Here is a 25,932-nt window from a genome sequence, read left to right as displayed (position 1 = left end):
TCAGTTCTGCGCGGTGAAACGCGCCAGCGAGAAGGCTGAAAGGTCTACATCGCTGGTGCCGTGAATACAGCGTTGCGCAAGGGCCAGCCCGAGCCCGGCTGAGTGTTTGAAGCCGTGGCCGGAGCAGGCCGAAACCACTGTCACGTTCTTCAGATGGGGGTGTTCATCAATGATGAAGTGGCAGTCCGGCGTGACGGTGTAGGCGCAGACCGAAGACTTGACCACGTTCGGCGTCAGTCCCGCAATCTTGCCCTGCACCTGGGTCTGGAACATTTCCTGCTCCTCCCTTGCCGTAACAGTGCGATCCAGCTGGTCGGCAGCGGATGCTTCAATGTATTGCTCGGTGGCGACCTTCATACTGTTTTCACCGGGCAGGGGCGGGAAGCCATAGTTGACGCCATCCTCTCCGGGCCCGTGAGTCAGAATGAAGCTCGGCGAAACAGGTGCAAAAGCGGCATTCTCCTGCAACTCGAACCAGAACAGCTTTTGCCGACACACCCGCAGCAGATCGCGGAACGGAGCGCCGAGCAATTCGGCTGACCACATGCCTGCACTGACCACGACCTTGTCAGCTATGATCGAGCCCTTGTCGGTGGTAATGCGCACCTGATCACCCTGCGCCTGTAAGTGCGTGACCGTCTCATGGGTCAGCAACCTTGCGCCGTGTTGCCTCGCCAGCCGCAGCTGTACCGCGATGCAGCGCTCCGGGCGGACAAATCCGCCTTCGGGTTCAAAGTAGCCAATGGCGGTATCCCGAACAGGGGTGAATTGGGGAAAGCGCTCGCGAATGGCCGCCGCCGACAATACTTCGTGCTTCACGCCATAGGTGCGGGCCAAAGCGATGGTCTGGTGGGTGAAGTCGTTACTGTCTTCAGGATCGTACGCAGGGCTGGAGGTCATCACCAGCACTCCGCACTGCTCAAACAGTGACTCGCCGCTCAGCGCCTCGAGTTCGCGCCAGATGCTGTGCGAACTGCGTACCAGCGGCAGGTACTGCGGGCCTTCACCAACCGACAGCCGTGTGATGCGCGTATCGCCGTGGCTGGAGCCCTGGGTGTGCGGAGGGGCGTAGCGATCGACGCCAATCACATCGACTCCGGCCTTCGCCAGTTGATAGAGAGTGGCTGCACCCATGGCACCCAGACCGAGCACGGCCACTTCACAACGCTGCTGCATAATCGGAATGCCTCGATAAATCTCTTATTTCACGCCGGACAGACTGCCGAATCAACCGCCAAACGTGCATAAAGTTATGTCACTAAGCACTAATGGCCATTACCAGTGCCATCACGCATGAGGGTGTGGGGAACCTGTAAAAATTTACGCTTGCGCTGCTCAGGGTTTTTAAGGTCCGAAATTGATGAAAAGTTGTCCACGGAAATCGTGGGTATGTCTGTGGGTAACTTTTTGAAACCCTTGTTACACGTGGCTTACAGCTGTGTGGTTATTTTATGAACAGCTCATGTTTTGCACTTCCATGGTGCTGCCACCAGGCTGGAAAACAGGTCCGCTATAAGCGATTTAAAGCACAAAAAAGAAATATTTTTCAAAAAAAAGCGCGACCTTCATCAGGTCGCGCTGCTTTGTTTACGAGTCAAGCGATGGTCGTTACACGAGAGGCTGATCGCTCCATTCACCGTTGACCAGACGACGCAGACCCAGCGGGTTGGCATTCTGCAATGCAGGCGGCAACTGGCTGTCGGCCAGGTTCTGATAGCAGACCGGGCGCAGGAAGCGGTCGATGGCCAGAGTGCCAACCGACGTGCCACGTGCATCCGAGGTTGCCGGGTACGGGCCGCCATGCACCATGGCTTCACAGACCTCAACACCGGTCGGGTAGCCGTTGAACAGAATACGGCCGACTTTCTCTTCCAGTATCGGTTGCAGCCAATTGTATTGGCTCAGGTCTGCAGGTTCGCCGATCACAGTCGCGGTCAACTGGCCACGCAAGGCTTGCAGCGCGTCTTTCAACTGCGCATCGTCAGCGACCTCGATTATCAGCGTGGTCGGGCCGAAGACTTCTTCCTGCAACAACTGGTCGCCGTTCAACAGCAGACTGACGTCAGCCTTGAACAACTGAGCCTGCGCCTGTTTGCCTTCCTGCGGCTTGCCAGCCAGATGCGTCACGCCCGGATGCGACAACAAATGCTCGACGCCTTTGCTGTAGCTGCGCAGACCGCCTGCGTTGAGCATGGTCTGCGGTGCCTGACTGCCCATCTGTTCGGTCAGTTGTTCGACGAACGTCGAAAACGCCGGGGAGCGCAGGCCGATGACCACACCAGGGTTGGTGCAGAACTGACCGGCACCCATCACCACCGATCCGGCGAGCTCTTTGGCCACGGTTTCGCCGCGTGCCTGCAGGGCACCTGGTAGCAACACTACCGGGTTGATGCTGGACATCTCGGCAAACACCGGAATCGGCTGTGGACGCTCGGCGGCCATTTTGCAAAGAGCGTTGCCGCCGTTCAGCGAGCCGGTGAAACCAACGGCCTGGATGGCCGGGTGTTTGACCAGACCTTCACCAACGCCGTTGCCGAAGATCATGTTGAATACGCCTTTCGGCATTTGGGTGCGTTCGGCGGCGCGGATGATAGCGCTGGCCACCAGATCGGCAGTCGCCATGTGGCCACTGTGTGCCTTGAACACCACCGGGCAACCGGCAGCCAGTGCCGCAGCGGTGTCGCCGCCAGCAGTGGAAAACGCCAGCGGGAAGTTGCTCGCGCCGAACACGGCAACCGGGCCCACACCGATGCGATACTGGCGCAGGTCGACGCGTGGCAGCGGCTTGCGATCCGGCAGGGCCAGGTCAATGCGTGCACCGACGAAATCACCGCGACGCAGAACCTTGGCAAACAGGCGCATCTGGCCGCTGGTACGACCGCGTTCACCCTGAATACGTGCCTGGGGCAGGGCAGTTTCCTGGCAGACAATGGCGACGAAATCATCACCCAGCTGATCCAGTTCATCGGCAATGGCGTCGAGGAAATCGGCGCGGCGGGCCGGGCTCAGTTGACGGAATTCTGGAAAGGCAGCCTTGGCAGCGAGGGCGGCAGCGTCGATTTCACCGTCGGTAGCCTGATGAAAGCTGTAAGGCAGTTCTTCGCCTGTTGTGGCATCCAGACTTTTTTGCAGGCTTTGACCCAGAGCGCTGCGGCCGCCAGCGATGAAGTTCTGGCCGAGAATGTTAGGCATCGGTATCTCCTGTTGTTTTGAGGTTGGAGGTCGGTATGGAAGGTATCCGGACCGGCGCTCCTTATGGGTTGCCGAGTTGCTTTACAGATTGTCAGTGATGTGGCGTGTAAAAGCAGGCCAGCAATCATTTTTCTAAAACCAGTGGGCAGTCATCGTACAACTTGATTCGCTGCTGATGCAACTGTCGCCCTGATTTGTCAGGTCAAGCGTTGCTGCTCTTTATAATGCATGGGCGCAATCAGGCTTCTATCGTGGCGCGCCTTTGTGACTTTTAAGGGGGTGTAGCGTTGAGTTTGTGCAGCGCATCCAGCACCTGGCGCAATGCCTTGCTGACCGGTTTGTCCTGGCGCAACGCAATTCCCAGTGTGCGGCTCAACCCTGGCACCAGCGGCAGCACCTGCAAGCCGCGGCGATGATGGGCCGCAGCAACCGCCATGCGCGGAACGATACTGTAGCCCAGGCCCGCCGCGACCATTTCCTTGATGGCCTCGATGCTGCCCAGTTCCATGACCGGCTTTACCCGGATTCCGGCCTGCAGGAACCATTCATTGATCAGCAGCCGGGTACTGCTGCCTGCTTCGAAGACCACCAGGGGTAGTTCGCTGAGGTGCTCCGGAGTCATTTCAGCGGCAATCGACTGCTGGCTGCTGGCGAAGATCGCCACGAACTCATCCTCAAGCAGCGGGGTGATATGCAGGCTGCGACCCGAGGCGGGCAGCGTCACCAGCGCGAGGTCCAGACGGTTTTCCTCCACCGCCTTGAGAATGCCGTCCGTGTTGCCAGTGCTGACCCGCACATCCAGTTGTGCAAAGCGGCGGCGCAAGGCCTGCAGCATGGGCGGCAGCAGATGAATGCAGGCGGTTGCGCCAGTGCCGATCGCAACCTGCCCGGCAACGCCGCTGGCGTGACTGGACAACTCCAGCAGGGCATCCTCGACCACCGCATCAATGCGCGCAATATGCTCCAGCAGCGTAGTGCCTGCCGAGGTGGGCTTGAGCCGCTTGCCTACGCGCTCGATCAATTTCAGGTTCAACTGGTCTTCCAGCTGCCGAACTTGCAGGCTTACCGCAGGCTGGGTCAGGTGCAGTCGCTCGGCCGCTGCGGAGAAGCTGCCGTGCGCTATGACCAGCGAGAAGGTGTGCAAGTGATTCAGGTTGAGTCGGCGCATGGCAAAGTATTTCTTATGCTGTGAATGATAAATCATAGCTTTTTTAACGGTGTGGTGAGCGGCATGATTGCGCTCATCCAACGACATTTGCCCAGAGCCCCATATGACCCCGACCTTTATCCTGCGTGATGCGTGTGATCAAGACATGCCTGCCGTACAGGCGATTTATGCCGACCATGTGCTGCATGGCATTTCCAGTTTCGAACTCGATCCGCCGAGTCTCGCCGAGCTGCTGCAGCGCCGTGCGCAGGTACTCAACAACGGCCTGCCATATCTGGTGGCCGAGCTCGCCGGGGAGGTGGTCGGCTATGGCTACGCCACACCCTATCGTCCGCGTCCGGCCTACCGTTTTACCGCAGAAGACTCGGTCTACATAAGGGACGGTATGGGCGGTCGGGGTATCGGTCTGGCATTGCTTGGCGAGCTGGTAAAGCGCTGCGAGCAGGGCGGCTGGCGGCAGATGGTCGCGGTGATCGGTAACAGCGAGAATATTGCGTCGTTACGTCTGCACGAGCGCCTGGGTTTTCGCCGTGTCGGGGTATTCGAGTCAGTCGGCTTCAAGCACGGTCGCTGGGTGGACACCGTGCTGATGCAGCGCATGCTCGGCGACGGCTCGGGCAGTGCACCTTCCGAGCGGGCCTGACTGACGTGGACCGCGCTGATCTGTCCAGGCTGGCGGTAGTCAAACTGGGGCTCGCGCAACTGATCACTTGGGGGGTGACGTTTTATCTGCCGGGGGCTTTCGGCAATGCGATTGCCGATGATCTGGGCTGGAGCGGCCAGCAGGTTTTTTCCGGGCTGTCAGTTGCGCTGCTGGTCATGGGCCTGGTTTCAATCTTCAGTGCGCGTTTGCTCCAGCGTCTCGGTGCACGGCAGGTGTTGCAATACGGGGCCGGGCTCAACGCGCTTGGCTGCTGCGTGCTGGCCGTGTGCAATACCCCGCAGTTGTGGTTTCTTGGCTGGGCAGTGCTGGGCGTCGGCATGCGTTTGTCACTTTACGACGCGCTGTTTGCTGCCCTGGCAGCGCTGTTCGGTGCACGCTCGCGGGCGCTGATGGTGCAGATTACCTTGTTGGGCGGGCTGGCTTCGGCGGTATTCTGGCCGCTGGGCCACGGCTTGTTGAATGCGTTGGGCTGGCGTAGTGCGGTTGCTGTCTACGGCTGCCTGGCATTGCTCAGCGGGTTATTGGTCAGCGGCCTGCCGGACTCCCGGTTGCCGGTCTTGAACGCCGTGCCGGCCGTGCCTGCGCCCGCTGACACCACGCCCTGGATACCTCAGTTCGGCTACGCCCTGAGCATGTCCCTGATCGCGTTCCTGTCAGCCGGTCTGTCTGCCCATTTACCCGCGTTGCTGGCTGGTTTGGGTGTGCCGGTCGTGCTGGCAGCGCTGTGGGGCATCGGTCAGACCTGCGCGCGTCTGGCGCAGGCTTTGCTGGCGCAGTCGATGCCTGCACTGCGCCTGAATGTCTGGGTCGCTGGCGGAATGGTGCTGTGTTTCACCCTGGGGCTGCTCAGTCAGGGCCATACCCTGCTGGCCTGCATGTTCCTGTTCGGTTATGGCGCGATGAACGGGCTGGCCACATTGCTGAGGGCGAATCTACCCTTTGAGCTGTTTGCACATTCGCATTACGTACACCTGCAGGGCCGATTGCTGGCTCCTGCCTTTCTGCTGTCAGCTGGCGCTCCGTGGTTTTTTGCGTGGGTGCGCGAAGGGCAGGGCGACAGCGGTCTGCTGTGGTTGTCGCTGGCGATCAGCCTGGTGTTGATTGCAGTGGCAATTGTGTTGAATCTGAATGGCTGCGAAAAATGAAATTGTCCAACAATCCGCTTCAATAGCGTTGCCAGTAGTCGCCTGAATGGTTAGGGTACGCGGCTGTTCAAGAAGGAGCCTGATATGACTCTGCATGACCCCACGGAAACGGGCACGGCAGTCACCCGACACAGGCGCGCGCCAAAGGGTGAAAAACGCCGCAAAGAGCTGCTTGATGCGGCCTTGCAAGTGTTTTCCCTTGAGGGCTATACCGGCGCTTCGGTGGCTAAGGTAGCGGCCATCGTCGGTATTTCCGTCGCCGGGCTGCTGCACCATTTTCCCAGCAAGATCTCGCTATTGATGGGCGTGCTGGACCGCCGCGATGAGGTCAATAGCCGCATTGCTGCCGAGGTGCGCACAGACAACACGTTGACCGGCCTGCTCGGCGGCCTGCGCGCTATCAACCGTTCCAACGCCACAGCGCCCGGCGTGGTGCGTGCCTTTTCGATTCTCAATGCGGAAAGTCTGCTGGAAAACCAGCCTGCCTTTGAATGGTTCCAGACGCGCTACGAGCGTATTCACGCGAACTTGATGGGACAGTTTGCAGGTTTGGTGGAGCGCGGGGAAGTGCGTGCGGATGTGGATCTGGACAAGATCATCCGGCAGATTCTGGCGATGATGGATGGCTTGCAGATTCAGTGGTTACGCTTTCCCGATCAGGTGGACCTGGTCGAGTGTTTCGATACCTACATTGCGCAGGTCGATGCAGCGGTAAGGGCTCGTCCCTGAGCCTTTATTTGTCCGTTTACCCTTCAGTCAGCTAACGCTTACTCGACGGTCTGCTTGAATACACCACCGGTCTTGACCGGTGGTTTCTCGACCAGAACCGAGTTCAGAGCGGAGCGTGGCAGCGGGTTGCTGGTGGTGGTCGACAGTTCCTGACGGAACGAGTTGACCAGCTTGGCGTTCAGGCGGATGTCCTGCGACGACGAACCGAGCGAGATGTTGAAGGTGTCGGCATCGACCACCCACTGCTTGCTCTTCTCGTCAAAGTAGGCCAGCGAGCGGTCATTCAACTCGATGGTCACACGCTTGCTTTCACCCGGCTTGAGGAACACCTTCTTGTAGCCTTTGAGTTCCTTGATCGGACGCTCGACTTTCGGGTTCTGCTGGCCAACGTACAGCTGAGCGACTTCCGAACCACCGACCTTGCCGGTGTTGCTCAGGTCGAAGGACACCTTGATCGGCGTATTGCCGACCGCGACACCTGGCGTGACCTTGATGTTGCTGTAGCCGAACGTGGTGTACGACAGACCGTAGCCGAACGGGTAGAGCGGCTTGATGCCTTTCTTCTCGTATCCGCGATAACCCAGCAGCAGGTCATCCTTGTAATCCATTTCGGTCAGAGTGTTCTGATTGTCGAATTTCGGGAAGGAAGCGTAAGCCGGGTTGTCTTCGATGTTGCGTTCGATACTGATCGGCAACTTGCCCGACGGGTTGACCTTGCCGAACAGGATCTCGGCCAGGGCCTGACCACCGTTCTGACCTGGGTAGAAAGCGTGCAGCGCTGCTGGAACCTGTTCGATCCAGTCGCTCATCTTCAGACCCGTACCGCCATACATGGTCACCACGGTATTGGGGTTGACCTTGGCGATGTTCTGGATCAGCTCGTTCTGGAACTCAGGCAGATCGAAGCTGTGGTCGAAACCTTCACCTTCGTATTCGTTGCTGTTACCCACGGCAACCACGACGGCGTCATAACCGGACAGGTCCTGAGGAGCGTTCAGCGAAGCGGAGCTCAACTGCACACCTACCAGGCCGCCCATGGTCGACAGGTAGCCGGCACGACGCGAGTACTCGAGCTTCACGTCGTAAGACTTGCCTGCTTCCAGATTGATCTTGGCGAACTCTGGAATGGTTGGCGGAATGCTGTTGCCCGGAAGCGGCTTGCCGTCACCGTTGTCGATGATTTTCTTGCCGTTGACCCACAGACGCACGGCGCCGTCGGCACGCACCTTGAACACCTGCTCGCCGCTCTGGGTCGGGGTGACCTTGCCGGTGTAGCGAATCGATGTCGACGATGTATCGCCGTTCAGTTCGCCAGCAGTCGAACCTTTGCTGGTGTACGGATCGGACGTCGACGTGTTGCTTTCGAACGGCAGGTTTTTGTCGTTGGCCCAGTCCAGGTCAACATGCTTCTCGGTGCGGGTGACCGCTGCATCACCAGACCAGTTGGTGTTGCTGAAGTACTCGACCTTCATGCCCTGAACTTCATTGCCCGTTGCGTCGGTGGTGGTCCAGGCACTGGTGCTTGGGTCCAGCGACAGGCCTTCGATGAAGTCGACCTTGGCGTTAGGCGCGATTTGTTGCAGGCCGCTCAATTCGCTGACGTAATGGCTGGCCATAACGTTGGCGCTGCCGAAACCGGTCGGTGGCGAGTACTTGGCCAGGGTGCCGACTACGGCGATTTTCTTGACTTTCTGCTTGTCCAGCGGCAGCAGATTGTCCTGGTTTTTCAGCAGGACGATACCTTCACGCGCAGCGTTCAGAGCAACCTTGTTGCTGGTCGAGCTGTTCATGTTGTGCGTGGTCAGCGGCGTCTTGCTGTCGAACTTGTACAGGTAGATCTGCTTGAGGATGCGGCGGACCTTGTCGTCGATGGTCGCAGCGCTCAGGTCGCCGGCGTCCAGATGCGGCTTCAGCACGGAGCTGTTCATCTGGTAGCCCATCATGTCCAGATCGGTACCGGCGCGGGCAGCGTTAAAACCGTGAACGACAGCGTTGTAGTCGCTCTGTACGAAGCCTTTGAAGCCCCATTCCTTCTTCAGGATCTGGGCGATCAGGTGGTCGCTTTCGCAGGCGAAATCACCGTTCACCTTCTGGAAGGCACACATCATCATCGCCACATTGCCGTTTTTCGACGACGATTCGAACGCAGGCAGCGACATTTCGCGCAGAACGCGCTCTGGCATTGTCTGGTTCAGATTGAAGCGGTTGCTTTCCTGATCGTTGGCCGCGTAGTGCTTGGCGTTGGCCCATACACCACGAGACTGGATACCGTTGATGACGCCTGGTGCCAGGCTGGCGCCGAGGAACGGGTCTTCACCGGAGAGGTATTCGAACGCACGGCCGCCGTACGGCATGCGATACAAATTGACGCCGGGACCAGTGATGAACTGGTAGCCGCCGACGGCAGTGTCATAACCCAGCGCGCGGCCGAGGTCGATGGCACGACGTGGGTTGAAGGTGGCGGCCAGGTTAGGACCGGACGGGTAAACAACACCCTGATCGTTGCCTTCGCTGGTGTAGCGCACGCCGACACCGCCGTCAGCGCCGTGGATCTGCGGAATGCCGTAGTTGGTCAGCGGCTTGACGTCCCAGCCGCCGGTGCCGCCGATGTAGGCCAGCTTTTCTTCCATGGTCATTTTGGCCAGGGTTTTCTGTGCGGCTTTTTCGGCGCGATCTTCACGCCCTTGTTGCACGGTAGGGTCAGCGGCGTGCACCTGGGATACTGCCAATGCCAGCAAGGCCAGCGCCGAGTGCGCGCCTATCATCTTTCGCTTGTTCATATTGCTCTCCAACTGCGTTTCAAATAACTGTCTGCCTGCGCACGTGCGCAGGATCACTGCGTTCTTATTTACCGCTTTCCGCCAACTTTTTCTTTCGGCAACAGTTTCCCGTCGTCGCGTTTATTCCCTGTTGTCAGGGCGCGAGTTAGGACTCCTTAGTTGCCGTATTAGTTTTGTTTGGCGTTTATTTTTTTACTTGTGGTGCGCCACTAAAGTGACATCACGTAGTGGCGTTTTGAATCTACAAAACGGTACAATTAAGTCTAAAACAAGGCATAAATGTCAAATAAAAGCGTATTTTTCTTCGATTTCGTATTTTTTCTTTACAAATGAGGAACTCTTGTTAAACCTACTGGTCGATGGGTTTAAGGTTTTTCAGGACGAAAAAAGACAGCTCGCAAGTTGCGACGTTTGCTGTGCGCTAGTTCTTGCCCGGTTTCTACAACTGCCCCGCTTTTTTTTGCGGGGCTCTTTTTGTTTTTCGAGGAGTTAATACGATGAAGTTTTCCATGATGAGTGCCGGTTTGGTGTTGGGTCTTGCCCTGAGTGGTGCGGTCTTTGCTGACGACGCGACAGACGCAGACGCGACTTCCGGTGCCAGCGACGAGACCGTTATGACCCAGACCCAGGACGCCAAGGCAGCGCAGAAGGCGCAAAACCAGAAGGCCGAAACGACAAAAGGTGGTCGCCCGCAGAACGCAACCACTCAAAAGCAGTCAAACTGATCGTTTGAAGCCTTTGAGCACAGCACTTTCCAGTCGGAGAGTGCTGTAACATGTCCCTCCGAAGTAGCAAAATGCCCTCATCCATGCCGCCAGTTCCCGTCGATGTTTCCCGTCTCCTCATTCCGGATGCCGCGCAGGTTTGCGCCTGGCTGACCGAGCACGCGGGTCTGAAAATGGCCGATCTGGAGCGGGCGCAACGTTTGCAGCAGGAGTCTGAAGGCACCGAGCTGCTCGGGTTGTTGACTCGTCTGGGTCTGGTTTCCGAATTTGAACTGGCCCGCGCATGGGCTGCACTGTTGCAGGCGCCGCTATTACTCGCTGACGCTGTGCCGCCGCTGCTCGATCCTTTGCCGCCTTTGACCGAGCGCTTCATGCGCCACTATCAAGTCGTGCCCGTAGGCTGGAGCGATCAAGGGCTGCAAGTGCTCAGCGCCAACCCCGGTACGCTGTACCCGTTCCAGGCCATCGCTTATGCCTGCGAAGTGCCGGTGCGGCTGTCCATCGGGCCGCGCAATGAAGTCGAAACCCTTATTGAGCGTTATTACGGACAAGGCCGCTCGGCGATGGGCACCCTGATCGAGAACCTCGATGAGGAGGGCGGCTCGCTGGAAGACATCGAGCACCTCAAGGATCTGGCCTCCGAAGCGCCGGTCATTCGTCTGGTCAACCTGATTCTGCAACGCGCGGTCGAACAGCGTGCGTCGGACATTCATATCGAGCCGTTCGAGAGCCAGTTAAAGGTGCGCTACCGCATCGACGGCGTACTGCATGAAGCCGAAGCGCCACCGTCCAGTTCTTCGGCGGCGGTTATTTCCCGGGTGAAGATCATGGCGCGGCTGGACATCGCCGAGCGTCGTCTGCCGCAGGATGGCCGGATCATGCTGCGCATCCAGGGCAAGGAGCTGGACCTGCGGGTGTCTACGGTGCCCACCAGCTTCGGCGAATCGGTGGTCATGCGTTTGCTGGACCGGCAGACCATCAATTTCGATTTCCCCAGCCTGGGTTTCGATGGCGAACGGCTGGATGAATTTCTCGACGTGCTCGAGCGTCCACACGGCATTCTGCTGGTCACCGGACCGACCGGCTCCGGCAAGACCACCACTCTTTATACTGCGCTGTCACGGCTCAATACCGCCGAGCGCAAGATCATCACCGTCGAAGACCCGGTCGAGTATCAGCTCGAAGGCATCAATCAGATTCAGGTCAAGCCATCCATTGGCCTGGACTTCGCCGGGGCGCTGCGCTCCATTGTGCGTCAGGACCCGGATGTCATCATGATCGGTGAGATGCGTGACCTGGAAACCTGCCGTATCGCCATTCAGTCCTCGTTGACCGGTCACCTGGTGCTCTCGACACTGCACACCAACAGTGCGGCGGCGAGTATTACCCGTCTGCTGGACATGGGCGTCGAAAGCTACCTGATCGCCTCGACGGTCAACGGTATTCTGGCCCAGCGTCTGGTCCGCCGTCTTGATCCGGCAACCCGGGAAGCCTTCGATGCGCCGCCGGAGTTGATTGCCGAGCACGGGCTGGAGCGCTTCACTGACGAACGCCCGATTCGCCTGTATCGCCCGCGTGCCGATGCCCCTGGCGGCGGTTACCGGGGGCGCAGTGCAATCACCGAGTTGCTGGTTATGAACGAAGAACTGCGCAGTCTGTTGATGCGCCAAGCCGATGCGTCGACTCTGGAAGAAGCTGCCCGGCGCGGTGGGTTGCGCACGCTGCATGAAGAGGGGCTGCGCCAGGCCGTGGCCGGGGTGACTTCGCTGGAAGAAGTGCTGCGCGTCACCCGAGGTGAAGGCACATGAGTTTGTTCAAGTACCGCGCGCTGGATGCTCAAGGTGCGCCGCAGAACGGCACGCTGGAAGCCCGCGACCAGGATGCTGCAATCGCCGCGCTACAAAAGCGTGGTCTGATGGTCTTGCAGATTGACGCGGCCGGTATGGGCGGTTTGCGCCGCGCGCTGGGCAGCGGCTTGCTCAATGGCGCAGCGCTGGTCAGTTTCACGCAGCAGCTCGCAACGTTGCTCGGTGCCGGGCAGCCGTTGGAACGATCTCTTGGAATTCTGCTCAAACAGCCTGGACAACCGCAGACCAAGGCGTTGATCGAGCGCATCCGCGAACAGGTCAAGGCCGGTAAGCCATTGTCCGTTGCGCTGGAAGAAGAGGGCACACAGTTTTCGCCGCTTTATATAAGCATGGTTCGCGCCGGCGAAGCGGGGGGCGCGCTGGAAAGCACGCTGCGTCAACTGAGTGATTATCTGGAACGTAGCCAACTGCTGCGTGGCGAGGTCGTCAACGCGCTGATCTATCCGGCCTTTCTGGTGGTCGGCGTACTGGGCTCGCTGGCCCTTTTGCTGGCTTATGTAGTGCCGCAATTCGTACCGATCTTCAAGGATCTCGGCGTGCCGATTCCGTTGATCACCGAGGTCATTCTCAACCTCGGACAATTTTTGAGCAACTACGGCCTGGCTGTTCTGGCGGGCCTGATCGCGCTGATCTGGGGCATGGCCATTCGCATGCGCGACCCACAGCGCCGTGAACGCCGCGACCGTCGCATACTTGGCATTCGGGTGATCGGTCCCTTGCTGCAACGCATCGAGGCAGCGCGTCTGACTCGAACGCTTGGCACGCTGTTGACCAATGGAGTGGCGTTGTTACAGGCGCTGGTGATCGCTCGCCAGGTATGCACCAATCGCGCCTTGCAAGCGCAGGTGGAGCAGGCGGCCGAGTCGGTCAAGGGCGGCGGCACGCTGGCCAGTGCGTTCGGCGCGCAACCGCTGCTGCCGGATCTGGCGCTGCAAATGATCGAGGTCGGCGAACAGGCTGGCGAACTGGACACCATGCTGATGAAGGTCGCCGATGTGTTCGACGTCGAAGCCAAGCGGGGTATCGACCGCATGCTGGCGGCGCTGGTCCCCGCGCTGACCGTGGTGATGGCGGGCATGGTCGCGGTGATCATGCTGGCCATCATGCTGCCGCTGATGAGCCTGACCAGCAATATCTGAATCCATGAAAGAGGAAACCACTCCGATGACTTTTAGCCGCACACGCTTCAAACCCGCACGCCGACAGGGCGGTTTCACTTTGCTGGAAATGCTCGCGGTTATCGTCTTGCTGGGCATTGTTGCGACCATCGTCGTGCGCCAGGTAGGCGGCAACGTCGACAAGGGCAAATACGGCGCAGGCAAGGCTCAGTTGGCCAGCCTGGGCATGAAGATCGAAAGCTATGCGCTGGACGTCGGTTCGCCACCCAAGACCTTGCAGCAATTGACCGAGAGACCGGGTAACGCCTCGAACTGGAACGGCCCTTACGCCAAGCCTTCGGACCTTAAAGACCCGTTCGGCCACGCGTTCGGCTACCGCTTCCCGGGCCAGCACGGCAGCTTCGACCTGATTTTCTACGGCCAGGACGGTCAGCCGGGCGGCGAAGGGTACAGCGCCGACCTGGGTAACTGGGAGTAACGTTCGGCATGAGAACGCCTGTCGCAAGCCGGGGTTTTACCCTCATGGAAATGCTGGTAGTGCTGGTGTTGATGAGCATTGCCGTCGGTCTGGTGGGTTTCGGTCTGCAACAGGGTTTGAGTACCGCCAGTGAGCGACGCGCGGTCGGCGACATGGTCGAGGCGCTCAGGGCAACCAGAGTGCGCGCGATTGTCACCGGTCAGCCTGCACGCACTGAGTTCAATCTGCGCAAGGCGACGTTCAAGGCACCCGGCAAGCGTGAGGTGCACTGGCCTGAAAATCTGCATGTGACCATGCAGACCGCTTCGGATCTCGGCTCGTCCGTGGAGTTCTACCCGGATGGCGGTTCCAGTGGCGGCAACGTGGTTGTCGCCGACGGCGACCGGCGCTGGCGTATTGATATTGGCTGGCTGACCGGTAGCGTTCAGGTACGGTCGCTTTAATGAAAACATCGCAGTCGGGGTTCACCCTGCTGGAGATGCTTGCTGCATTGACCGTTATGGCAGTGTGCAGCGGCGTTCTGCTGGTTGCGTTCGGGCAGAGCGCCCGCTCCCTGCAACAGGTGTCGCGCAGTGACCGGATCAGCCATGCAGCACGCACGATTATGGATCAGGAAAGTGCCGGCCCGCTGGAAAACGGTACGCGTCAGGGAACGCTAGCAGGTATCGACTGGACCCTGGATATCCGTCAACTGTCGGGTGCCAATGGTGAGGCGCGGATGTTTCGCCTCGACCTGATGCTCAGCGAGCACCAGCGCAAGGCGCAGTTCAGTACGCTTAAACTGCGCGGCGCTGTCAGCGGGGCTGGATCATGACCCGCACCCAGCGTGGTTTCACGCTGCTGGAAGTACTGTTGGTGATCAGTCTGTTGGGCGTGTTGCTGGTGTTGGTTGCGGGGGCGCTGCTGGGTGCCAACCGTGCGGTGCTCAAGGCTGAACGTTATACCGTGAACCTGGACGAAGTCCGCGCCGCGCAGGCGTTTTTGCGTAGCTCGATCGGTCAGGCCCTGCCGCTGGATACGTCTGCCGAAGACGACGTCAACAGCGGTTTTTTTGAAGGCTCGGCGCAGCAGTTGCGCTTTGTGGCCACGTTGCCCGGTGAGCTGGGCGGTGGCATACAGGTGCACAGCCTGGAACTTGGGGGGCCGCAAGGCCATCGGTCTTTGCAAGTGTCTTTTGCTCAGGTCCAGTCTGGTGCAAATGGCATTGCCCTGAAACCGTGGGGTGAGCCTCAGGTGTTGTTGCAAAACGTCGAGTCACTGACGTTCAGTTATCGGGGGCTGACCCCCAAGGGCAAGCCGACAGGCTGGATGGCCGAATGGCCCTGGCCGAATCGTTTGCCCGGTGCTGTAAGGATCGACCTGAAGACCAGCGGGGCGGTGAAGTGGGTCCCCGAAGTAGTCGCTTTGCGTCTGGACCTGTCCGGTGGGGCGGGCGGCGAATGAATATAGTCAGTCGACAGCAGCGTGGTGTTGCGCTGCTGGTGGTGCTTTGGGTGCTCGCGCTGTTGAGCCTGCTGCTTGGCGGGCTGGCCGGGTGGGTGCAACTGGAAAGCCGGCAGGCACTCTGGTTGCGCCAGAACACTCAGGCACTGATGGCCGCCGAAGCTGGCATGAATATGGCTGTGCAGGGTTTGCTTGATCCTGCGCAGCGCAAACGCTGGATTGCCGATGGGCGTCTGGTGTCGTTGCGGATGGATGATACGCAGTTGCTCGTCAGCATCAGGAGCGAGCGCGGCAAGCTGGACCTCAACAGCGCGCCGGTGGCGGATATATCGCGGCTATTGCAGGCTTGCGGTGCGGCTAAAAATCAGGCCAGCGGTATTGCCCAGGTGCTGGAAGAGCAGCGCAACGGCGGTCAGTCACCGTTGCGGGTGGTTGAGGAAGTACGCCAGCTGCCGGGCATGAGTCAGGCGTTGTATGCCCGGCTCTTGCCGGAAATAACATTATGGAGCGGCCTGGATCGGCCCGACCCGGCATTCGCTTCGGCGTTGCTGCGACGGGCCTTGAACCTGCCGAACCAAAGCGCGGTCGGGGCCGATCCAGGTGAAGTGCTGGCCATCGACAGCCGCGCAGAAAGACCGGGCGGTGTGACTGCCCTGTTACAAACCACTGTTTTATTGAGCCCATCGGAGGGAGGCGCACAGCCCTACAGGGTGTTGCGTTGGCAAGAATGAATTCATCAGTTTCTGCACGTCTGGCGCCTGTCTACGCGTTACGCGAACAGGTCGCCCGGCAGTGGCGTGGCAGTCCGGCGCAACACGGTTGGCAATGGTGGGTCGCGGAGCTTCGCGCCTGCCTGCCGCCGCGTGTGCGTCGCTGTCTGGGCCGCGAGACCCTGGAGCAGGCGCACGTCTGGCCGCTGGTCGAGCCGCTGCCCGATGCCTCGCCTCAGGCACGACGTGTGTTGTTGCTACCGGCGTCGGCGGTGCTGGTGCAGCCCTTGCAACTGCCAGCTGCCGCAGCGCGTAATCTGTCCACCGTCGTCGGTTACGAGCTGGACCGCTTCACCCCGTTCGACGCTGGCCAGTTGTATTTTGTGGCCCGTCAGGACAGTCGCAGCGCGAGTTTTGTGCAGGTCACACTGGTGGCGATATTGCGCGAGCGGCTGGACGCGATACTCAGCGAGTGCGCCGAGCGCGGTTTGCGTCCCGATGCGGTAGATGTCGTCACTGACATGGGAACTGCCGACATGGGTACTGCCGGGCAGCGCATGGGCATCGACCTGTTGCCGATGCCACTGCGCCCGCAGCAATCGCACTCTGGTCATCGTTTGCAGCGCTGGCTGCTCTGGCTGTGTGCCGGTTTGCTGCTGAGCGCCATGCTGCTGTGGCTGAATGACCGGCAGAGCCTGCTCGATGACATGCAGGCCAGCGTCCAGGCGCAGAAGGCCCAGGTGGGTGAGATTCAACAGCTGCGCCAGCAATTGACCAACACGCTGGGCGCAGCCAATTACCTGATCCGTCGCAAGGCTGCGCAACCGCCGCTGTCGGCGCTGCTCAGCGAATTGACCGCTTGCCTGCCTTCGGACACCTGGATCGAGCATCTGGAAATCAGTGACAGCGCCGAAGTCGCGTTTTCCGGGCAAAGCGCCAAGGCCAGTGCCCTGATTGGCCGCGTCAAGGATTGTCACAGTCTGGACAACGCGCAGTTTCAGGGCGTGATCCAGCCCGACACCAAGACCGGCAAGGATCAGTATTCACTGCGTGCGCATTTGCACCAGAACCAGCATCAGGAGAACGCCGATGCGCCGTCCACTGACAAGCCGTGAGCGGCGGGGCGCGGCCCTGATGATTCTTGCCCTGGTGCTATGCCTGGCTTACTGGCTGTTGATCGACAGTTGGTTCGCCGGACCCTTGCGCGATATCAGCGAGCAGACCGACCAGTTGCGCGAACAACAGCAGCGTTACGCCGGCCTTTTGCAGCAGGGCGACTCATTGCGTGAGCAATTGGAACAGGCCCGTAGTGACCCGGCCAGCAGCACCAGTCTGTTGCCGGGCGAAGACCCGAGTGCTGTGGCGGCGGATCTGATGCAGCGCATTGCCGACCTGATCAGCAGCCAGGCCAGCACCGGCGGCGGCTGCGAGTTGACCCAGCGCATGCCGATCACGCCAGAGCAGGACAGCGCCGAGCCGTATCGGCAGGTCAAGGTCAGCCTGACCCTGAACTGCGCCATCGAACCGCTGACGGCCATCCTGCATGCGCTGGAGTACCAGCGCCCGTTTCTGTTCATTGACGAGATGAGTATGCGTCGCGATGCCAATGCTCCGGCCAGCGGTGCCGCCGGCAAACTGGTGGTGCACCTGCTGGTGCGTGGCTACCTGCAACCGGCCAGCGCCGGGGAGGGTGAGCAATGATCGGTTCCTTACGCCCGCTGGAGTGGTCGCTATTGGCTCTGGCCGCGCTGCTGGCGGGGCTGATCGCCCTGATTTTCAGCGGCGCTGCGCACTCGCCCGACTGGCTGCCGGAGCAGGCACCGCGCAACCCGATCGATCAGAAGGCGCAGACCCAAAATGCGCCGTCGGCGACACTGGACAGCCTGGCCAATACCTGGAAAACCCCGCTGTTCAGTCCTGACCGCAGCCCGGATGTCGCTGTTCGCAAAGCCGACGCGCAGGCCACCAGCCTGGCCGGCCTGACCCTGACCGGGGTGATCATGGACGGCTCGCTACGTGTCGCACTGATTAAACAAGCCAGCGGTCCGGCGTTGAAGATCCGTCAGGGCGATCGCCTGCCCAACGGCTGGACGCTGGACCGCCTGGAGCCTACCCAGGCTACCTTTCAACTCGATGGCCGCACGCAAATGCTGCGCCTGCCCGCGTTGCGTCTGCCGCCGCCGTCGAGTACACCGCCGATTACCTTAACCAACGATTCCACCCTGTGATGGGTACCTTTTCTGGAGTTCCTGCCATCGCTACCTTGCGCACACCTTTGCTTTGCCTGGCTACCGCCGTCGCCCTAGGCGGCTGCGCGTCAAAGCCCGACACTCTCGATCCCGACAATGGCATGCTGCAGGAAGCGCTCCAGGGAACCGGTTCACAACGCCCGCCGGTAGACCCGCGCAGCGAACGACCGCCAGTCGAGCCACCTTCACAGCAACCGGCGAGCTCGCCGCAGCGCCAGATCATCAGAGGCAACCAGCGTTTCATCCGCCAGCCCGCTGCTGCTCCGGCGGCGCGTCCGGCCGAAACCGGTGACATCGTCTTCAATTTCACCAATCAGCCGATTCAGGCGGTGATCAACAGCATCATGGGCGATCTGCTGCACGAGAATTACAGCATTGCCCAGGGTGTGAAGGGCGATGTCAGCTTCTCGACCTCCAAGCCGGTCAACAAGCAGCAAGCGTTATCGATTCTCGAAACGTTGCTGTCCTGGACCGACAACGCGATGATCAAGCAGGGCAATCGCTATGTAATCCTGCCCTCGAACCAGGCCGTGGCCGGCAAGCTGGTGCCGGAAATGCCGGTGGCGCAACCGTCGCCGGGCATGTCGGCGCGGCTGTTTCCGTTGCGCTACATCTCTGCGAGCGAAATGCAGAAGCTGCTCAAGCCGTTCGCTCGGGAAAACGCATTCCTGCTGGTTGATCCGGCGCGCAATGTACTGAGCCTGGCGGGTACGCCCGAAGAACTGGCCAACTATCAGGACACCATCGACACCTTTGATGTGGACTGGCTCAAAGGCATGTCGGTCGGCGTATTCGGCCTGCAACGTGCCTCGGTCGGCGAGCTGATGCCCGAGTTGCAGAAAATGTTCGGCCCGGAGAGCGGCATGCCGCTGGCGGGCATGGTGCGTTTCCTGCCGATCGAGCGGACCAACTCGGTGGTGGCGATTTCGTCACAGCCGGAATACCTGCGCGAAGTCGGCGAGTGGATTCATACCATCGATGAAGGCGGCGGTAACGAGCCGCAGATGTACGTGTACGACGTGCGCAACATGAAAGCCACCGATCTGGCCAAATACCTGCGGCAGATCTACGGGTCGGGTGCCATCAAGGAAGATTCGGCAGCCAAGGTTGCGCCGGGGCTGCGCACTACCACTTTGTCATCGCTCAACTCCAATGGCGGTAGCGGTGTCGGCGGCATGAGCAGTTCCAACGGGCTGGGCAGCAACGGCGGTGGCATGAGTAATGGCGGCGGCTTTGGTAACAGCCAGGGCATGAACAACAGCCAGAACAGTGGCGACAGCGAATCCGAGGGCGACGATCAGAGCAGCAGTGAATCGGATTCGGCCAGCCAGGAGGGTGGAGGAGCGAACGGCAACAGCAAGTCTCTGGACGCCAGCACGCGTATCACTGCGCAGAAGAGCAGCAACCAGTTGCTGGTGCGCACCCGTCCTGCGCAGTGGAAGGAAATCGAGTCGGCGATCAAGCGCCTCGACAACCCGCCGCTGCAAGTACAAATCGAGACGCGCATTCTGGAAGTCTCGCTAACGGGTGAGCTGGACATGGGCGTGCAGTGGTATCTGGGACGCCTCGCGGGGAATTCGGGCACAACCGGCAACGTGACCAACACTGCGGGCAGCCAGGGTGCGATTGGTACTGGCGGGGCTGCGCTGGCTTCTACTGACGCGTTCTTCTATTCCTTCGTCAGCAACAACCTGCAGGTCGCCTTACGTGCGCTGGAAACCAATGGCCGCACCCAGGTCCTGTCGGCACCGTCGCTGGTGGTGATGAATAACCAGCAGGCGCAGATTCAGGTCGGCGACAACATCCCGATCAGCCAGACGTCGATCAACACCAACACCTCCACCAACACCACATTGAGCAGCGTCGAATACGTGCAGACCGGTGTGATTCTCGACGTCGTGCCGCGCATCAATCCGGGCGGGCTGGTGTACATGGACATTCAGCAGCAGGTCAGCAGTGCCGACACCACTAGCGGCACCACTGACGCCAACGGCAATCCGCGTATTTCCACGCGCTCGGTCGCCACGCAGGTGGCCGCGCAGAGCGGTCAGACCGTGCTGCTGGGCGGTTTGATCAAGCAGGATAATGCCGAGACGGTCAGCGCCGTACCTTACCTGGGCCGCATCCCGGGCTTGAGATGGTTGTTCGGCAATACCACCAAATCCAAGGGCCGTACCGAGCTGATCGTGCTGATCACGCCGCGGGTCATCACCAGCAGCAGCCAGGCACGTCAGGTGACGGATGATTACCGTCAGCAGATGCAGTTGCTCAAGCCAGAGGTCTCGCGGACCAGCATGCAGAACTGAGGCATTGTTGGTTTTGTCTCCACGCCCACTCACGACGCTGCTTGTCGGCAGCGTCAAACAGAGGTCATGAACCGATGCTGAAATTTTTCGCTGCCATGCTGTTTGCCATTGCTGGCATGGCGCAGGCGCAGGACACCCTGCACACTGATCTGCCGCTGGATTACCTGGCACAGGCCAACGTCGAAACCCCGAACCGGCCGCTGGTGATCTTCATTCATGGCTACGGCAGTAACGCGGCGGACTTGTTCGGGCTCAAGGAAAATCTTCCGGCCGATTACAACTACCTGTCGGTGCAGGCTCCAATGGAGTTGCGCGCTGACAGTTACAAGTGGTTCACCCAGAAACCGGGCGTGTCTGACTACGATGGCGTGACTGAAGACCTCAAGAGCAGCGGCAAGCAACTGAGCGCATTCATCACCCAGGCCACCGGCAAGTTCCACACGCAGCCGGGCAAGGTGTTTCTGGTCGGGTTCAGTCAGGGCGCGATGATGAGCTACGAAGTCGCCCTGCGTCAGCCGAAGCTGGTGGGGGGGATTGCGGCGTTGAGCGGGCGGTTGTTGCCGGTGGTGCAGTCCGAGGTCAAAGCCTCTGATGACCTCAAGCGCCTGAACGTCTTCATCGGTCACGGGGTACAGGATCGCCAGGTGCCCTACGCCAGCGGCCCGCAAGCCGAAGCCACGCTGAAGTCGCTCGGCCTGACACCGCAATTTCATGGGTATGAAGGGCTGGGGCATAGCATCAACGAAGCCGAGGTCATTGACCTGGCGGCTTGGTTGAAGCAGTCAAAGCGTCAGTGAATACGTGCGTCGTCCGAGGGGGGCGACGCGAGATCCTCGGTTACCTAGTTGACCTTGACCTCTTTGAACTTGAGCACGTTTTCCTTGCTCTCGCGGTCGCGAAAGGTCAGTTTCAAGGCGGGTGATTTCTTCAGTCGACCCTTGGTCGCCTCAAATATCAATGTGACTCTGGTTGGCACGTTACGGATCAGCTGGAAGCTGTCCCAGCGATCATACTTCGCATCGCCAACATGCATTTGTGTCAGGCCCAGCGCGCCACCGGTTTCTTCAAACAGGCTGACAGGGTTCAGAAAGCGAAAGTCGCGATCGGCGCTTTTATTGATCAGCTCGAGCGTGCAGGTAGGCGACTGACCATTCTGATCACAGTCGAGCAGCTCAATACTCAGATTGTCGACGGTCTCGGACCGCTTGCCGAACATATTGGCGTTGTCATTCTCGGTAAACAGTTTCTGACTGCGGGCGAACTCCACCGAAGGCTTTGCGTATTCGCCGCCCAACTTGAAGAACACCGCGCAGAGAAACAGTGACAGCGCCATCCACACGCCAAGCTTCAGTAACGAGGGGAGCTTTCTGGCGAGGATGGCGATACCCAGCCCGCTGAACAGCATGACTGTGCTGACAATGATGATCAGTGTCTTCCAGTTGATGAAGTCGACACTGAGGCCAAGAATGGTCGGGTCCGGAAACAGGTAGGTGAAGATGCTCCAGATGACCCCGATCATCCAGACTATGCCTGCCGATATTTTGACCAGAATCGCGGAAATCTTGCTTGTTCGTGGTGCTGCGTCCATTGCTGTTTTTGCCTTGTTCGGGTTGCGGGAATGCATACCGATACGCTTGAGCAGCGGTATCGTCGGGTGGGGGCCTTGGGATGAGGCGTCTGTACAATCCGTGTTCAATCGCGCAGATCCAGAGGTGCCGGATACGCGAGCCTTGAGGTGCGAGAGAGAGCCAGAAGGGCGATGGGCCATGCCATCGCCGCGGCATTATCCTGCAAATCAGTTACAAAGTGCAGCGTTTACGCATTCTGCCTGGATCGATCCCTGAGCAGCGCCAGCAAGGCAGTCAATGGCAGCACCGTGCCTGCGATCATCACCCAGGTCCAGCCGCCATGATCAAACAACGGACTGGCCACCGCCGAGCCAATCGCGCCGCCAATGAAAATGCTGGTCATGTACAGCGCGTTGAGCCGGCTGCGGCTCGCGGCATCCAGTGCATAGACGGTGCGCTGGCCCAACACCATGCTGGTCTGCACGCAGAAATCCAGCACCACGCCTGTTACCGCCAGGCCTATCACGCTGTAGGCAGGATGAATAAGACCCGGAAGAAAGCTCAGTGCACCGAACAGAAGTGCGCCCAAGGACGCGATGCGGGTGTAACCGGCGTCTGCCAGACGGCCGCTGATGGGGGCCGCAATCGCACCAATTGCGCCGATCAGGGCAAAGATCGCGATCTGGGTCTGCGACAGCCCGTGATTGCGTGACAGCTCAAGGGGCACGGCGGTCCAGAACAGGCTGAACGTTGCGAACATGCACGCTTGATAAAAGGCCCGCTGGCGCAGCACCGGCTGGGTGCGCAAGAGCGTCCAGAGCGAGAACAGCAACTGGCCGTAGGATGCACGATGATCCGGAACGCGTTTGGGCATGGTGGTGGCGAGTACCACACTGATGCCGATCATCACCACGGCCGCCGCCCCGAACACTGCGCGCCAGCCGAAATGGTCAGCCACCAGACTGGCAATCGGCCGCGCCAGCAAAATCCCCAGCAACAGCCCGCCCATGATTCCGCCCACCACCCGGCCGCGGGATTCCTCCGGCGCCAGGTGCGCCGCCAGCGGGATCAGCATCTGCACCGACACCGAACTGAAACCCACCAGCAGCGACACCAGCAGAAACAGATTCGGCTGCTCGGCAAACGCAGCGCTCAGCAGGCTGAGCACCGCAACCGCAGTGGTGATCAGCATCAGCCTGCGGTTCTCCAGCAGATCCCCCAGTGGCACCAGAAAGAACAAGCCCAGCGCATAACCGATCTGCGTTAACGAAACGATCAGACTGGCGGCCGTACTCGACAGCCCGATGTCCGGGGCAATCAGCTCGATGATCGGCTGCGCATAGTAGATGTTGGCGACAATCGCGCCGCAGCAGAAGGCAAACAGCATGACCATGGCCGGGGTCATGCTCACGGCTTTGTGCGCCGCGTGGGACGAGTTGGGCATGAAGATTCTCGCTTGAGCGTAAACCTGGCAGACACGCGAGGCGCATCTGTCAGGCGGGTTTTTGACTGATGGCAAGCAGGCTAACGGTTTTGTCGCGGATTAAGTAGGTGCGGCGAGTTGATACAGGATATTTCCGGGAATGATGATTTGATGTAAGTCGTTTTATGGCGAGGTCTTCACGGAGCGTGCAGGAGTGCCATAATGCCGACCGTCATTGTGTTCTGGATCAATCCCCTCAGGGACCTTCATGGAAATCAAAAGCTTCAGGCTCGTTAATGTGGGGCGTTTCAGCGATCTTGAAGTCGCTCTGGCGCCTACCGAAAGACATGCGTCGAAGGTGACCGTGCTGGTTGGCAATAATGGAGCGGGGAAGACTACGCTGCTCAAGTCTGTCGCTACATCGTTGAGCTGGCTGGTAGCGAGAGTCAGGACGCCGAAAGGTGCTGGCAGTCGTATCGATGAGGGTATGGTTCAGAACGGTGCCGCTACATCCTCGATTACCATTCGGATAGAGGATGTGTTGATTTCGGATGACGAGATCAATCCACTTGAAACTGAATGGGGAATAACCGCTACTCGGAAAGGCCGAAACGCCACCTCATCCACAGTATTAAGCGAGCTCAACAGACTTGCTGATGGCTATCGCTCAAAGTTGACTGAAAAAAGTGATACGTCTCTTCCTCTTCTGGCTTTCTACCCCGTCGAGCGCTCTGTCATTGAGATACCGCTCAAAGTCCACGCCAGACATACCTTTGATCAACTCGACGGCTACGACAACGCCTTGGGGCGTGGCGTGGATTTTCGCCGCTTTTTCGAGTGGTTTCGGGAGCGCGAAGACAGCGAGAATGAAACGGGTATCTCGACAGAGTTGCTGAATGAGCTGTCTCAAAAGATCTTGATTGATACAGAACTCTGGAAAGTGCTGACCAGGGAGCATGCCTCTTCACGTGACCGCCAGCTGACTGCGGTCAGAACTGCGGTTGAGGCGTTCATGCCAGGCTTCACAAAACTGCGCGTCAAGCGTAAGCCGCGCTTGCACATGGCTATTGATAAAGACGGTAAGACGCTAAACGTATCCCAGCTGTCCCAGGGCGAAAAATCGATGATGGCGCTCGTCGGCGACATCGCCAGACGCCTAGCCATGATGAACCCGGCGCTGGAAAACCCGTTACACGGCAATGGCATCGTCCTGATCGACGAAGTTGATTTGCACCTGCACCCCAAATGGCAACGCAGTCTCATCGCCCAACTCACTACAACGTTCCCCAATTGCCAGTTCCTCTTGACCACGCATTCGCCGTTGGTCATCAGCGACAGCAAGGATGTGCTGGTGTACGTCATGGACGATGGCGAGTTACGTGAGCAGGACAGTCTTTATGGTCTTGATGCCAATCAGGTGCTGTCGAGTGTCATGGACACTGATATTCGAAATGAGGAGATTCAAACAGCTCTGGATAAACTGCAGCACTTTTTGATGAGAGGAGAGCTCGATGAAGCTCGTACTCTCTACACAGGGTTGGCTGACGAGTTACCTGCAAATCACATCGAACTGGCGAAAGCTTCGCTGCTGATTCGCAAGCTGGAAGTGCGCCGTGAGAAAGATTGAAAAGGGAAGTCTCGCGGTGCTGGAAAAATGGAAGCGCGCGAACAAGGGAAAGAAATACGCCGACCTGGTGGGGCATGAAGATATCAAGGATGCCATTCGCTACGCCTGTGTCACTGAACAGCATGGTTTGTGCGCCTATTGCTGCTGCAGGATCACTGCCGAGAAAGGCAGTGCCTGCAATGAACATGTTGAAGCGCAGCATCTAGCACCGCGTCGCACTCTGGATTTCGGCAATATTGTCGCGAGCTGCACTAACGCCAAGCGGTGTGACAAGGCTCATGGCCGTCAGTTTTTGCCGCTTACGCCGCTGATGATCGAATGTGAAAAAGAGCTGCAGTTTGAGCTTTCGGGTCTGGTGGCAGGCACCACGCCTCGGGCGTGCGCAAGTATCAACGTGCTCAATTTAGGCGATACCCATGAGTCGAACCGGGGTCTTGTGGGAGAGCGCAAGCAGATGATTGATGCACTGCTGTTTTCTTGCAGCATTGACCCTGCTGAGCTGTTTATTGAGGAAGATGATGTTCTCAATCTGTTAAAAAATGACCTGCTTGAGGTAGATGCCCAGCAGTTTCTTCAGCCCTTTTCTCCGGTTTTGGTGAATGTAATTATCGGCATCCAACGCGCTCGTCAGCGTTGACCAAGGCTATTTCCGCACCATCAAGAAACCTTTTGAATTCATATCCCCGATCTGACGTCCTGACTATCGGCCCTTGACGCCCAACGGCGACGTGCCAATAAT

General features: G+C 59.3%; 24 protein-coding genes. 18 read left to right on the top strand and 6 right to left on the bottom strand.

The genetic code is table 11. The features are described 5' to 3' along the window. From solA to RYC17_RS16855, 3 genes are all read right to left on the bottom strand, one after another. The gene (gene solA / locus RYC17_RS16865) at positions 1-1,176 is read right to left on the bottom strand and encodes an N-methyl-L-tryptophan oxidase (RefSeq protein WP_316903821.1); all 1,176 of its coding nucleotides are present in this window, start codon (positions 1,174-1,176) and stop codon (positions 1-3) included. 432 nt (positions 1,177-1,608) lie between these two features. Then, positions 1,609-3,192, bottom strand: coding sequence for an aldehyde dehydrogenase (NADP(+)) (locus tag RYC17_RS16860; RefSeq protein WP_044317693.1), 1,584 nt, complete (start codon positions 3,190-3,192; stop codon positions 1,609-1,611). A 271-nt stretch (positions 3,193-3,463) separates the two neighbouring features. Beyond that, the gene (locus RYC17_RS16855; RefSeq protein WP_316903818.1) at positions 3,464-4,360 is read right to left on the bottom strand and encodes a LysR family transcriptional regulator; all 897 of its coding nucleotides are present in this window, start codon (positions 4,358-4,360) and stop codon (positions 3,464-3,466) included. 103 nt (positions 4,361-4,463) lie between these two features. On the opposite strand from RYC17_RS16855, the gene RYC17_RS16850 reads away from it, so the two are divergent. The 3 genes from RYC17_RS16850 to RYC17_RS16840 all read left to right on the top strand — a co-directional run bounded on the left by RYC17_RS16850 (position 4,464) and on the right by RYC17_RS16840 (position 6,898). Continuing rightward, positions 4,464-5,003, top strand: coding sequence for a GNAT family N-acetyltransferase (locus RYC17_RS16850; protein WP_122280619.1), 540 nt, complete (start codon positions 4,464-4,466; stop codon positions 5,001-5,003). Positions 5,004-5,008: 5 nt separating this feature from the next. Then, positions 5,009-6,169, top strand: a complete 1,161-nt coding sequence (locus RYC17_RS16845; protein ID WP_316903815.1) for an MFS transporter — start codon at positions 5,009-5,011, stop codon at positions 6,167-6,169. Positions 6,170-6,253: 84 nt separating this feature from the next. Continuing rightward, a complete protein-coding gene (locus tag RYC17_RS16840; RefSeq protein WP_058407792.1) occupies positions 6,254-6,898 on the top strand; it encodes a TetR/AcrR family transcriptional regulator in 645 nt (214 codons plus the stop codon). Positions 6,899-6,936: 38 nt separating this feature from the next. Here the strand turns inward: RYC17_RS16840 and RYC17_RS16835 are convergent, their stop codons facing one another. Next, the gene (locus RYC17_RS16835) at positions 6,937-9,678 is read right to left on the bottom strand and encodes a beta-glucosidase (protein ID WP_042931063.1); all 2,742 of its coding nucleotides are present in this window, start codon (positions 9,676-9,678) and stop codon (positions 6,937-6,939) included. 497 nt (positions 9,679-10,175) lie between these two features. On the opposite strand from RYC17_RS16835, the gene RYC17_RS16830 reads away from it, so the two are divergent. From RYC17_RS16830 to RYC17_RS16770, 13 genes are all read left to right on the top strand, one after another. Continuing rightward, complete coding sequence (locus RYC17_RS16830; protein ID WP_058400416.1) at positions 10,176-10,403, top strand: hypothetical protein; 228 nt, start codon at positions 10,176-10,178, stop codon at positions 10,401-10,403. 83 nt (positions 10,404-10,486) lie between these two features. Then, positions 10,487-12,211 (top strand): type II secretion system ATPase GspE, encoded by a 1,725-nt coding sequence (gene gspE, locus RYC17_RS16825; protein WP_316903812.1) that lies wholly within the window; start codon positions 10,487-10,489, stop codon positions 12,209-12,211. Continuing rightward, on the top strand, positions 12,208-13,410 hold the full coding sequence (gspF, locus tag RYC17_RS16820; RefSeq protein ID WP_058400417.1) for a type II secretion system inner membrane protein GspF: 1,203 nt from the start codon (positions 12,208-12,210) through the stop codon (positions 13,408-13,410). Before gspE ends, gspF begins: the two co-directional genes overlap by 4 nt. A 25-nt stretch (positions 13,411-13,435) precedes the next feature. Then, on the top strand, positions 13,436-13,867 hold the full coding sequence (gene gspG, locus RYC17_RS16815) for a type II secretion system major pseudopilin GspG (RefSeq protein ID WP_002553963.1): 432 nt from the start codon (positions 13,436-13,438) through the stop codon (positions 13,865-13,867). An 8-nt stretch (positions 13,868-13,875) separates the two neighbouring features. Next, positions 13,876-14,310 (top strand): prepilin-type N-terminal cleavage/methylation domain-containing protein, encoded by a 435-nt coding sequence (locus RYC17_RS16810; protein WP_002553962.1) that lies wholly within the window; start codon positions 13,876-13,878, stop codon positions 14,308-14,310. Beyond that, entirely contained in the window at positions 14,310-14,681 is a 372-nt protein-coding gene (locus RYC17_RS16805) for a type II secretion system protein (protein ID WP_002553961.1), read from the top strand. Before RYC17_RS16810 ends, RYC17_RS16805 begins: the two co-directional genes overlap by 1 nt. Next, entirely contained in the window at positions 14,678-15,310 is a 633-nt protein-coding gene (locus RYC17_RS16800) for a prepilin-type N-terminal cleavage/methylation domain-containing protein (protein WP_002553960.1), read from the top strand. The genes RYC17_RS16805 and RYC17_RS16800 overlap by 4 nt, the downstream gene beginning before the upstream one ends. Then, positions 15,307-16,041: a general secretion pathway protein GspK gene (locus RYC17_RS16795; RefSeq protein WP_058400418.1), complete on the top strand. Its 735-nt coding sequence runs from the start codon at positions 15,307-15,309 to the stop codon at positions 16,039-16,041. The genes RYC17_RS16800 and RYC17_RS16795 overlap by 4 nt, the downstream gene beginning before the upstream one ends. Further along, entirely contained in the window at positions 16,038-17,135 is a 1,098-nt protein-coding gene (locus RYC17_RS16790; RefSeq protein ID WP_058407790.1) for a type II secretion system protein GspL, read from the top strand. The genes RYC17_RS16795 and RYC17_RS16790 overlap by 4 nt, the downstream gene beginning before the upstream one ends. Continuing rightward, positions 17,110-17,721: a type II secretion system protein GspM gene (gspM, locus tag RYC17_RS16785; RefSeq protein ID WP_002553957.1), complete on the top strand. Its 612-nt coding sequence runs from the start codon at positions 17,110-17,112 to the stop codon at positions 17,719-17,721. Before RYC17_RS16790 ends, gspM begins: the two co-directional genes overlap by 26 nt. Next, entirely contained in the window at positions 17,718-18,248 is a 531-nt protein-coding gene (locus RYC17_RS16780; RefSeq protein ID WP_057402616.1) for a type II secretion system protein N, read from the top strand. Before gspM ends, RYC17_RS16780 begins: the two co-directional genes overlap by 4 nt. Next, positions 18,248-20,575, top strand: coding sequence for a type II secretion system secretin GspD (gene gspD / locus RYC17_RS16775; RefSeq protein WP_058407789.1), 2,328 nt, complete (start codon positions 18,248-18,250; stop codon positions 20,573-20,575). Before RYC17_RS16780 ends, gspD begins: the two co-directional genes overlap by 1 nt. 74 nt (positions 20,576-20,649) lie before the next feature. Further along, positions 20,650-21,372: an alpha/beta hydrolase gene (locus RYC17_RS16770; RefSeq protein WP_316903809.1), complete on the top strand. Its 723-nt coding sequence runs from the start codon at positions 20,650-20,652 to the stop codon at positions 21,370-21,372. A 44-nt stretch (positions 21,373-21,416) separates the two neighbouring features. On the opposite strand, the gene RYC17_RS16765 is transcribed toward RYC17_RS16770, so the two are convergent. Beyond that, entirely contained in the window at positions 21,417-22,163 is a 747-nt protein-coding gene (locus RYC17_RS16765; protein ID WP_003435958.1) for a hypothetical protein, read from the bottom strand. A 227-nt stretch (positions 22,164-22,390) separates the two neighbouring features. Next, a complete protein-coding gene (locus RYC17_RS16760) occupies positions 22,391-23,587 on the bottom strand; it encodes an MFS transporter (protein WP_316903807.1) in 1,197 nt (398 codons plus the stop codon). Positions 23,588-23,834: 247 nt separating this feature from the next. On the opposite strand from RYC17_RS16760, the gene RYC17_RS16755 reads away from it, so the two are divergent. Together RYC17_RS16755 and RYC17_RS16750 are read left to right on the top strand one after the other, a co-directional pair. Beyond that, positions 23,835-25,193, top strand: a complete 1,359-nt coding sequence (locus tag RYC17_RS16755; protein WP_058407786.1) for an AAA family ATPase — start codon at positions 23,835-23,837, stop codon at positions 25,191-25,193. Further along, positions 25,180-25,830 (top strand): hypothetical protein, encoded by a 651-nt coding sequence (locus tag RYC17_RS16750; RefSeq protein ID WP_058407785.1) that lies wholly within the window; start codon positions 25,180-25,182, stop codon positions 25,828-25,830. Before RYC17_RS16755 ends, RYC17_RS16750 begins: the two co-directional genes overlap by 14 nt. Positions 25,831-25,932: the final 102 nt, after the last annotated feature.

The sequence above is a fragment of the Pseudomonas syringae group sp. J248-6 genome (genome assembly GCF_032586995.1).
Taxonomy (GTDB): domain Bacteria; phylum Pseudomonadota; class Gammaproteobacteria; order Pseudomonadales; family Pseudomonadaceae; genus Aquipseudomonas; species Aquipseudomonas amygdali.
This window is presented reverse-complemented; position numbering and strand designations above follow the sequence as displayed.

Bases quoted from the DNA above. Each gene is read 5' to 3' on its own strand.
- solA (WP_316903821.1), bottom strand. From the start codon at position 1,176: ATGCAGCAGCGTTGTGAAGTGGCCGTGCTCGGTCTGGGTGCCATGGGT.
- RYC17_RS16860 (WP_044317693.1), bottom strand. From the start codon at position 3,192: ATGCCTAACATTCTCGGCCAGAACTTCATCGCTGGCGGCCGCAGCGCT.
- RYC17_RS16855 (WP_316903818.1), bottom strand. From the start codon at position 4,360: ATGCGCCGACTCAACCTGAATCACTTGCACACCTTCTCGCTGGTCATA.
- RYC17_RS16850 (WP_122280619.1), top strand. From the start codon at position 4,464: ATGACCCCGACCTTTATCCTGCGTGATGCGTGTGATCAAGACATGCCT.
- RYC17_RS16840 (WP_058407792.1), top strand. From the start codon at position 6,254: ATGACTCTGCATGACCCCACGGAAACGGGCACGGCAGTCACCCGACAC.
- RYC17_RS16835 (WP_042931063.1), bottom strand. From the start codon at position 9,678: ATGAACAAGCGAAAGATGATAGGCGCGCACTCGGCGCTGGCCTTGCTG.
- RYC17_RS16830 (WP_058400416.1), top strand. From the start codon at position 10,176: ATGAAGTTTTCCATGATGAGTGCCGGTTTGGTGTTGGGTCTTGCCCTG.
- gspE (WP_316903812.1), top strand. From the start codon at position 10,487: ATGCCGCCAGTTCCCGTCGATGTTTCCCGTCTCCTCATTCCGGATGCC.
- gspF (WP_058400417.1), top strand. From the start codon at position 12,208: ATGAGTTTGTTCAAGTACCGCGCGCTGGATGCTCAAGGTGCGCCGCAG.
- gspG (WP_002553963.1), top strand. From the start codon at position 13,436: ATGACTTTTAGCCGCACACGCTTCAAACCCGCACGCCGACAGGGCGGT.
- RYC17_RS16810 (WP_002553962.1), top strand. From the start codon at position 13,876: ATGAGAACGCCTGTCGCAAGCCGGGGTTTTACCCTCATGGAAATGCTG.
- RYC17_RS16805 (WP_002553961.1), top strand. From the start codon at position 14,310: ATGAAAACATCGCAGTCGGGGTTCACCCTGCTGGAGATGCTTGCTGCA.
- RYC17_RS16800 (WP_002553960.1), top strand. From the start codon at position 14,678: ATGACCCGCACCCAGCGTGGTTTCACGCTGCTGGAAGTACTGTTGGTG.
- RYC17_RS16795 (WP_058400418.1), top strand. From the start codon at position 15,307: ATGAATATAGTCAGTCGACAGCAGCGTGGTGTTGCGCTGCTGGTGGTG.
- RYC17_RS16790 (WP_058407790.1), top strand. From the start codon at position 16,038: ATGAATTCATCAGTTTCTGCACGTCTGGCGCCTGTCTACGCGTTACGC.
- gspM (WP_002553957.1), top strand. From the start codon at position 17,110: ATGCGCCGTCCACTGACAAGCCGTGAGCGGCGGGGCGCGGCCCTGATG.
- RYC17_RS16780 (WP_057402616.1), top strand. From the start codon at position 17,718: ATGATCGGTTCCTTACGCCCGCTGGAGTGGTCGCTATTGGCTCTGGCC.
- gspD (WP_058407789.1), top strand. From the start codon at position 18,248: ATGGGTACCTTTTCTGGAGTTCCTGCCATCGCTACCTTGCGCACACCT.
- RYC17_RS16770 (WP_316903809.1), top strand. From the start codon at position 20,650: ATGCTGAAATTTTTCGCTGCCATGCTGTTTGCCATTGCTGGCATGGCG.
- RYC17_RS16765 (WP_003435958.1), bottom strand. From the start codon at position 22,163: ATGGACGCAGCACCACGAACAAGCAAGATTTCCGCGATTCTGGTCAAA.
- RYC17_RS16760 (WP_316903807.1), bottom strand. From the start codon at position 23,587: ATGCCCAACTCGTCCCACGCGGCGCACAAAGCCGTGAGCATGACCCCG.
- RYC17_RS16755 (WP_058407786.1), top strand. From the start codon at position 23,835: ATGGAAATCAAAAGCTTCAGGCTCGTTAATGTGGGGCGTTTCAGCGAT.